The 6,641-nt window shown below is 62.6% G+C and carries 5 protein-coding genes; 4 read left to right on the forward strand and 1 reads right to left on the reverse strand.

From position 1 onward, the window contains the following. The first annotated feature begins 10 nt into the window (after positions 1-10). From GY769_19730 to GY769_19745, 4 genes are all read left to right on the forward strand, one after another. Positions 11-889 carry an alpha/beta hydrolase gene (locus GY769_19730; protein MCP4204152.1) on the forward strand — a complete coding sequence of 293 codons (879 nt, stop codon included), beginning with the start codon at positions 11-13 and terminating at the stop codon, positions 887-889. 300 nt (positions 890-1,189) lie between these two features. After that, positions 1,190-2,704 carry a sodium:solute symporter gene (locus tag GY769_19735; GenBank protein MCP4204153.1) on the forward strand — a complete coding sequence of 505 codons (1,515 nt, stop codon included), beginning with the start codon at positions 1,190-1,192 and terminating at the stop codon, positions 2,702-2,704. Continuing rightward, positions 2,701-3,747 (forward strand): 3-oxoacyl-ACP synthase, encoded by a 1,047-nt coding sequence (locus tag GY769_19740; GenBank protein MCP4204154.1) that lies wholly within the window; start codon positions 2,701-2,703, stop codon positions 3,745-3,747. Before GY769_19735 ends, GY769_19740 begins: the two co-directional genes overlap by 4 nt. A 20-nt stretch (positions 3,748-3,767) precedes the next feature. Next, on the forward strand, positions 3,768-5,294 hold the full coding sequence (locus GY769_19745; GenBank protein MCP4204155.1) for a long-chain fatty acid--CoA ligase: 1,527 nt from the start codon (positions 3,768-3,770) through the stop codon (positions 5,292-5,294). Positions 5,295-5,296: 2 nt separating this feature from the next. Here the strand turns inward: GY769_19745 and GY769_19750 are convergent, their stop codons facing one another. Next, the gene (locus tag GY769_19750) at positions 5,297-6,403 is read right to left on the reverse strand and encodes a DUF3187 family protein (protein ID MCP4204156.1); all 1,107 of its coding nucleotides are present in this window, start codon (positions 6,401-6,403) and stop codon (positions 5,297-5,299) included. Between the last annotated feature and the right edge of the window lie 238 nt (positions 6,404-6,641).

The raw sequence follows: 6,641 nt of genomic DNA on the forward strand, positions 1-6,641 counted from the left end.
GAGAGGAGTTATGCCTGAAGTGACGCCCGACAAGAGCGGTCACCTGCCGTTCGGCGAGCACCAGATCTACTGGGAGTACCACGGCAAGGGTGACAAAGAGGCGGTCTGTCTTCTCAACGGCCTCGCCATGCACACTCCGGCCTGGTACTGGTGCCTGCCCGAGCTTGTCGACGAATACGACGTCATCCTGTACGACTATCTGGGGCAGGGCCAGTCGTCGTGCCCGGACGAGCCGCACTACATACCCGACTTCTGCCACTACCTGACCGGGATCATCGATCATTTGGGGATCGACAAGATCCACGTCATGGGAATCTCCTACGGCGGGTTCATCGCGCTCGACTACGGGCGGCTCTATCAGGAGCGGCTGCACACCTTGACCCTGTCGGGGATTCTGCTCAGCCACGAGCGCCAGTTCGAGATGTATCAGGATCTTTCGCTGCTCTTCTACCGCTCCGGTCAGGTGGCCTTCGAGATCTACACGCATTACCTCTACGAGAAGATCTTCGGCGAGCCGTTTCTGAGGGCTCTGCCTCCGGAGACTCTCGAGGACATGCGCCAGCGCTTCTTCAATCGCTACAAGGATCGTGTCCACTCATTGGTGCGCCTGACCGAGGCCCAGAACCCCTTCTTCGAGGCGCTCGAGGAGCGCCTGCCGGAGTACCGTGCTGTCAAGACCCCTACGCTTCTGGTCTCCGGTGACCAGGATCGAGTGCTGCCTCTCTGGCAGCAGAAGAAGATGCTCGATGTCTTCCCGGACATCCGGTTCGAGCTGGTCGAGGGTGCCGGGCACGTCCTCTATCTCGAGAAGAAGGACATCTTCTTTCCGATGCTGAGGGCGTTCATGAAAGCCAAATCGACCGACTTCCAGAGCGGCGGAAATGCCTGAATCTGCGGCGTCACGCTTCGATCGGGCTCCTCGACGTATGTCCGATACGCCGGCTGTGACGAGGGAGGCCTAATGCCCGACCCTCCGACGAACGGCACTGCGCCTGAAAGGCCGGCCGCGTGCCTCTTGCGAGCGAGGTCCGCCGAGCGAGAAGAGCGCACCGGCGGCCCACTATCGGGTCGAACCGCGGGAGAGCTGCGAACGGCAGACGGTCGACACCCTTCGATTAACTCGAGGGCAAGCGGAGATCGACCGCTACAGCACGGGACGGTCGACCGTTCCGGAGGCGGAGGCTAGCCCATGGAACCCAAGATCCTGGCCAGCTGGCTGCTGGTCCTCGCCTACATGACCACCATCATCGTCCTGGTGGTGCGCGGCGCCCGGCGCAACAAGAGCGTCGCCGACTACGCGGTGGGCAACATCGCGTTTTCGCCGATCGCGGTGGGGCTGGCGCTGGCGGCGTCGACGACCAGTGCCGCGACCTTCATCATCAATCCCGGGCTTGTGGCCTACTTCGGGCTGAGCGCCGTCTTCGGCTTGTGCGTGGTGCTGCCGATCTCGATGTTCATATCGCTGGTCGTGCTGACCAAGGGCTTCCGGAAGTACGGCGAGTCGGTCAAAGCGCTGACGCTGTCGCAGTGGGTTGGACAGAGGTACGAGAGCAAGGCGTTTGCTGTCTTCTTTGCGTTTCTGTCACTGCTTCTGGTGACCTTCATCGTGCTCATTCTGGTAGGCCTGACCAAGGTCGTCGCGGCGTCCCTGGGATTGAACGAGACCCTGGTGCTCGCGGCGCTGGTGGTTTTCTCGTTCGGCTACATGATGTTCGGCGGCGCTAACTCGATGGTCTACACCAACACCGTGCAGGGCGTGATCATGCTCGTGGTGGCGGTGATTCTGCTCGGCTCGGGTCTGGAGCACTTCGCCGGAGGGTTGGGCGGTTTCCTTGGCAAGCTGAGAAGTGTCGATCCCAATCTCGCCACGCTCTACAACACCGAGAGCCCACTCTTCCGGGACGGCTTCGCAGTCATCTTCTGCACCATCGTTGTGGGGATTGCGATCGTCTGCCAGCCGCACATCATCACCAAGTCGTTGCTGCTCAAGAAGAAGAGCGACGTCAACCGCTATCTCGTCGCCGGCATCATCGTGCAGATGCTCTTCTTCTTGGTGGTTGTCGTCGGCCTTTACGCCCGGATTGAGTTCCCCGATCTCATGCACGGCGGTCAGACGATTCTTCCGGACAGCGTCACCTCGACCTACCTGGTCACGCAGTTTTCCTGGTTTGTCGGAGTGCTGGTGTTTCTGGGACTGATCTCGGCCGGCATGTCGACCCTCGAAGGCCTGATTCAGTCGATGTCGATCATCATCACCAACGATCTGATCCACAACATCCATGACTGGATCACCGGTCGGACTCTTACGGATCACTACCTCTTCATCTTGAACCGGGTCGTGATCACCATCCTTGCAGTAGTGGCCTTCGGCTTGGCCTACTGGCAGCTGGTGGCGCCGAACCTGAGCGTGATCATCTTTGCCCAGCTGGGCGTCTATGCCTTCTTCGCGGCGGCGTTCGTGCCCGTGCTCTTCGGAACCTTTCTGCACGATACGCCGCGCGTAGCGGTGGTCGCCGCCGCGGTGACCGCGGTCGTGGTGCACTTCGCGCTCTACTACACCGGGCAGAGCTACTTCCCGTACTACGTTGGCGTGTCGGTCAAGAACCCGGGCATCTCGACCGCCCTCGGGGTGGTGGCTGCAACCGTGGTCGGGGGAGCTCTTCATCTCGCTTTGCGAAATCGGCATACCGGTTCAAGCGCATGACGGACGGATTCACCATGGGGATCGTCGGCGCGGGGATGTACCTGCCCAACAGGGTGATGTCTGCTGCGGACATCGCCGAGGCGAGCGGCCTGGAGGAATGGGTGGTTCGCGAGAAGCTCGGTATCGAGCAGAAGCACGTTACCGATCCGAATGTCCACCCGAATGAGATGGCGGCTCGGGCGGCGAGGCAATGTCTGGACAAGACCGGCATGGATCCGAAGGAGATCGACGTGCTGCTGTGCACGACCGAAGAGTGGAAGGAGTACGCTCTTTGGACCGCGGGAATCGATCTGGCGGCGGAGATCGGCGCGGTCAACGCCTGGGGCATGGATGTGCACATGCGTTGCGCGACCACTATCGCGGCTCTGAAGCTGGCGCGGTCGTTGATACGCGACGATACCTCGATTGAGACGGTCATGATCGCGGGCGGCTATACGGTTGCCGACTTTATCGATTTCTCGAACCCGCGCACTTCGTTCCTGTTCAACATCGGAGCAGGCGCCGGCGCGTTGATTGTGCGACGCGACTGGCCCGAGAATCAGGTTCTCGGCAGCCACCTGATGTCCGACGGCTCGATGAGCCGCCACGTGATCGTGCCCGCGAGCGGCACGATCGAGCATCCGAGCGACGAGGCGGTGGCTCATGGGCGATTCAAGTTCGACCTGGTCGAGCCCGAGGCGATGAAGAGCCGGCTCGGGGAAGTCTCGATCGACAACTGGATGCACTGCGTTGACGAGGCCCTCGCCAAGTCGGGCACCAAGCCGGACGGCACGCCCTACGGCCGTAAGGATCTCGGCTACCTCAATATGCTTCTGGTCAAACCTTCCGCTCATAGACAAATCCTAGAGCTGCTTGGGCTGTCCGAAGCGCAATCGGTCTACCTTGGGCATATCGGCCACATCGGCGAACAGGACGCGATCATCTCGATGATCGAGGGCGAGCGCACCGGCGCATTGAAAGGCGGCGACCTCATGGTGATCCTCGGCGCTGGAATCGGCTACGTCTGGGGTGCCGGCATCGTGCGGTGGGGCCCGGCCGGATAGAGCCGACTGGAGGAGGCACAATGATTCCGCAGACGTCTCACTACGTCACCGACTGGCTCGGCAAGCGCGCCGGCCTGACACCGGATCGCGTCGGGCTGATCGAAGGTCTCGGAGGGCCGAAGATCACCTATGCCGCTTGGAACGCGCGCGTCAACCGAAGCGCCAACTACCTGCGCTCGCTGGGAGTCGAGGAAGGCGATCTGGTCTCGGTCTACTCTTCCAACTGTCCCGAGTTTGTGGATCTGTTCTGGGCTGTGGGCAAAATCGGCGCGATTCTTCACAATCTCAACTGGCGCCTGACGGTTCACGAGCTCCGCGAGATCGTCGCTGACGCCGAGCCGGTGATGCTGTTTTACAGTCCGGACTGGCAGTCACAGGTCGAGGAGTTACGGCCATCCTTCGAGAGCATTCGGGAGGTAATCGCGTTCGGCGAGCCGGCCCCTGGGGAGCGCTCGTTTTCAGAGCGAGAGTTGCAGCCCGAGCAGCTCGACGGTCTGCCCCAGCTCACGCTCGACCATCCATGGGGCATCTACTACACGGGTGGCACCACCGGCCTGCCCAAGGGCGCGATCCTGACCCACGGCAACATCACCTGGAACAGCGTCAACACCATTGCCTCGTGGGGCATTCACGGCGCTCATGTCGCGGCGCTGCAGCTGCCCTTCTTCCACGTCGGCGGGCCGAACATCTTCATGGTGCCGCTGGTTCATGTTGGTGGCACCACCATTCTCTGTCGGGAGTTCAGCCTCGACGAGACCTTCGATTTGATTGAGAAGGGCGGCATCACCCACTACGTCGGCGTGCCGACGATGTACCAGATGATCCAGGCCGATCCGCGCTGGGAAGAAGCCGATTTTTCCAAACTCGAGCTGGTGATCTCTGGCGGTGCGCCATGCCCGCTGCCGATCATGCAGAAGTTCTGGGATCGCGGTATCGACTTCAAAATGGGCTACGGCTTGACCGAGGCCACCGGCAACAACTTCTGGCTGCCGAGGGAGAGGGTCCGCGACAAGACCACCGCGGTGGGTATGCCGATCTTCCACATCGACATGAAGATCGTCGACGAGAGCGGCGCCGAGGTCGGTCCGGGCGAGGCCGGGGAGCTTCTGATTCGCGGTCCGCACGTCATGCCCGGTTACTGGAATCGGCCAGAGGCCACGGCCGAGACCATCAGGGATGGCTGGCTCTGGACGGGCGATCTCGCCGTAAGGGACGACGAGGGCTTCTACACCATCAAGGGCCGCTCCAAGGACATGTTCATTTCCGGCGGGGAGAACGTCTACCCGGCGGAGGTCGAGTCGGTGATGTTGGCCTTCGAGGGGGTCGCCGAGGCGGCTCTGGTCGGGGTGCCCGATGAGAAATGGGGAGAGGTGGGCAAGGCCTGCCTGGTGCTCGCTCCCGGAACCGACTTCTCCGAGGATTCGTTCAAGGCATTTCTGGCCGAGCGCCTGGCCAAGTACAAGCTGCCGCGAATTGTCGAGATTCTCGACGAGCTACCGAAGACGGCTATCGGCAAGATCGACAAGAAGCTCCTGGCGGAGAGCTGAGCTCAGCGGGATCTCTGGATTACGCTCACCAGCAGCGACACGTCCGAGGCGGCGTTGGTGCTGTTCAGGACGTCCTCGACGATCGCCAACCACAGCTGACCGCGGCTGCCCAGAGGTCGGCTGGCACCGAGAGTGCCGTCGATGATCGAGCCGCCGAAGTTCTCGAAGGAGTCGGATGGAAGAGGACTGGGCTCGCGAACGCGAGCCAGTTCGAAGGGCTTGGTGGTGCCTGCCAGCTGAAAATGAAGCGCCCAGGTCGACAGGCGATAGGCGCCGCCCACGTGACCGCTGATCATCGGCGGAGTGTTCAGGCCCACGTCTTCGAACGGGCCGCCGAACGGGAAGGTGGCGTTGAGATTGCCGTGGACCGCCCAGCGTGGCCACCGATAGTCGCTGGCGACACCCACCGATACGTCGACATCACCGCTTCCCATCAAGTAGTCCTTGTCACCTGTCGGCAGCTCGAGGGCGGCTCGCCAGGCGAACGCCGGTCGCCGTCCGGATTGGGCCAGCACGATCCTCTTGAGCGTGATCGCGAGGTCTCCAAGGCCCGAGCGGGGGCCGGGCAGCTCGAAGAAGGTCTCACCGTCGCGTTTCAGCTGGAACCGAAACAGCGCGTTGGCCGGAGATTCCCGCTCGAAGGCTCGTTGCACCTTGAGATCGCCGAGGGAGTCTTCGACCGAGCGAATCGAACCGTCCAGGAGTCCCGTGTGGTACTGGTAGAGGGGAAGCTCGACCCCGAGGTCGAGCTTGTCCGAAAGACCTCGTCGGTAACGCAGGTTGACCCGCGTGATCTCCAAGTTGATCTCGGCGTCGAACTCGCTCGGTGGAAGGTTGCGGATATGGAGAACGTTGGACTCGGATAGATCCACGCCGAACACCGATTCGCCGTGTCTCAGAGTGCCAGCCCCTTCCGGCGCGAGCTGAAAGAAGATCAGGCGGAGTGGAGAGACGGTCCGCAGCGGAACCGGTTCCAGGCGACGGTCGGACGAAGGCTGTTCCGCCGCCGCGGCCGGCGGCAGGCAGAGCACCGCGAGCCAAACGAGGGTCGCGGCCACCGTCGAGCCTGCTTGCAGACGCCGCAGCGATTCTGGTCGGACTAATCTCATTGGTCACGAATAGTAGCAACGGCGCGCGGGGCGCTTCACTCTGCCCGCAGCACCTCAAGCGGCCGCGCCGCGAGCGCCCGGCTGCCGGCCAGGACCGCGGCTGCCGAGGCCAGGGCGACGCGGGTTGCGCCCGGGATGGCGACCGGCAGCGGCCCCCTCGCGGCCCGCCCGCTAGAGGTGCAGCGGGCACAGGGAACCGCCCCGCACGCCGTGGCTACCACGCGTGACCAATGAGACT

The organism is bacterium (assembly GCA_024224155.1).
Taxonomy (GTDB): Bacteria; Acidobacteriota; Thermoanaerobaculia; order Multivoradales; family JAHEKO01; genus CALZIK01.

Excerpts from the sequence above, each read along its gene's own strand:
- GY769_19730 (MCP4204152.1), top strand. The coding sequence starts at position 11 with ATGCCTGAAGTGACGCCCGACAAGAGCGGTCACCTGCCGTTCGGCGAG.
- GY769_19735 (MCP4204153.1), top strand. The coding sequence starts at position 1,190 with ATGGAACCCAAGATCCTGGCCAGCTGGCTGCTGGTCCTCGCCTACATG.
- GY769_19740 (MCP4204154.1), top strand. The coding sequence starts at position 2,701 with ATGACGGACGGATTCACCATGGGGATCGTCGGCGCGGGGATGTACCTG.
- GY769_19745 (MCP4204155.1), top strand. The coding sequence starts at position 3,768 with ATGATTCCGCAGACGTCTCACTACGTCACCGACTGGCTCGGCAAGCGC.
- GY769_19750 (MCP4204156.1), bottom strand. The coding sequence starts at position 6,403 with ATGAGATTAGTCCGACCAGAATCGCTGCGGCGTCTGCAAGCAGGCTCG.